Origin of the sequence: Moorena sp. SIO2C4 (assembly GCF_010672485.1) — a bacterium.
Lineage (GTDB): Bacteria > Cyanobacteriota > Cyanobacteriia > Cyanobacteriales > Coleofasciculaceae > Moorena > Moorena producens.
Genome location: NZ_JAAHGN010001399.1, coordinates 1 through 1,548 on the forward strand (window position 1 = coordinate 1; position 1,548 = coordinate 1,548).

The 1,548-nt window shown below is 43.8% G+C and carries 2 protein-coding genes; one reads left to right on the forward strand and one right to left on the reverse strand.

Features of this window, described 5'->3' with window-relative positions:
- Window positions 1-469 precede the first annotated feature (469 nt).
- Window positions 470-736, forward strand: a complete 267-nt coding sequence (locus F6K20_RS37970; protein ID WP_008180172.1) for a hypothetical protein — start codon at window positions 470-472, stop codon at window positions 734-736.
- 126 nt (window positions 737-862) lie between these two features.
- On the opposite strand, the gene F6K20_RS37975 is transcribed toward F6K20_RS37970, so the two are convergent.
- Window positions 863-1,548: ABC transporter ATP-binding protein (locus F6K20_RS37975; protein WP_287298335.1), on the reverse strand; the 686-nt coding region annotated here is incomplete at its 5' end.

Genomic DNA, 1,548 nt, shown 5'->3' on the forward strand with positions numbered 1-1,548 from the left:
TACCCGAAGGTGCGACCCAAGGGCGATTTACTCGCCCTTGGGTCGCACCTTCGGGTCGCACTTTTTATTAATAAAAATTCCCCACGGTGCGCGTTCACACCGCTATCTCCCTATCTCCCTATATCCCTATATCCCCACCAATCACATTTTAGTCCGACAATGAAACAGCCCTGGCTTACTAAGGGGGGTTAGGGGGAATTGATGCTCCCCTGCTGTCAGAACCATGGAATTTAAATGAAGACCAGCTTAAGGCTCTGCCTTGATATCTGGAAATGGTGACAAATCCTGAAAAAAATGGTTATAATATCCCTGTGAAGACAAAACATTGATTAACCCTAACAGGTTGATTAACCTTGAGGAATTTACTTAGAATTGCAGAGGTGGTCTATTCTCTATAAGTAGATTTACGGTTACGGCGGTCAACTCAGCAATTCTATAATCCCATCAGTTATTTAAGGGCAGTAAGGCAATGTATAAGAATTGCGTAATTGACATTAACTCCAAGCCTAATAAGGTTGATAGCGTTTGGCGTCTAGCCGAAACATTATCTGTAGAGGAAAAGGCTGAATTGATTGAGCGCTTGCTTGACCAAGAATCGGGGTTGATTGTGCTTTCAGCAACTACCCACTTCGCTGATTATATCCTGGCCCAGATGAGTCTTTTGTCATCAGAGGGCTTGGTGTACGTATTCAGGAAAGTTGCGGCTCAGCTGTCTAGCAAAGGGAATGGTTTGTAGATTGTTATCATTAATCACCCAGAATTTCCAGTTTGTTATTTGTTGTTGGTGGTTAGTAGGGGCGAACAGTTGTTGGCCCCTACAGTAGTTAGTAGAGATCAAGACACTCTGACTAACGACTAACCACTAACTTCTTTGAGTAAGTGACCAGCATTCAACCAGATTTGATGTAACCTCTACATAGACATACTCCAGCCGCACTGGCTGACGAGCAATGGAATCGAGGGGAATCCCATCAAAACAAGCAATAATATCCTTCAGGTCTAAAGACTCTGGTAGCCAAAAGGCTAAATCATTTCCATAGCGGCGATGAGTAAACCCTAATTCTTGGGCACGAGCGATCGCTTGTTCTTCTTGAGGGGTATCTACTACTACAATTTCTTGAGCGGGAATCTTTTGCCGTAACTCAAGCAAACTCCCCTCTGCTACAATCCGTCCCTGTTTAAGAATACCAATTCTCTGGCAAACACGTTCTGCTTCATCAAGGGAATGAGTCGTCAGCAAAATAGTAATTCCCTGGCGCTGAAGACGTCGAATCAAGTCCCAAATTTCATATCGGGCTTCAATATCTAAGCCTGTGGTAGGCTCATCTAAAATAAGTAATTTTGGCTGATGCACTAGAGCCACAGCAATATTCATCCGTCGCTGCATCCAACCACTGAGGGTTTCCACCGGACTTTTTGCCCGCTCTAATAAATTTACTGCAGCAAGGGCAGCGTAAACTTGTTTAGAGCACTGCTGACCATCTAACCCATACAGACGAGCAAAGAAATACAAGTTTTCGTGACAGCTAAGGGTTTGATACAATAAAT

What these genes read in the sequence shown, in the direction of transcription:
- F6K20_RS37970 (WP_008180172.1), top strand. Translation starts at nt 470, where the DNA reads ATGTATAAGAATTGCGTAATTGACATTAACTCCAAGCCTAATAAGGTT.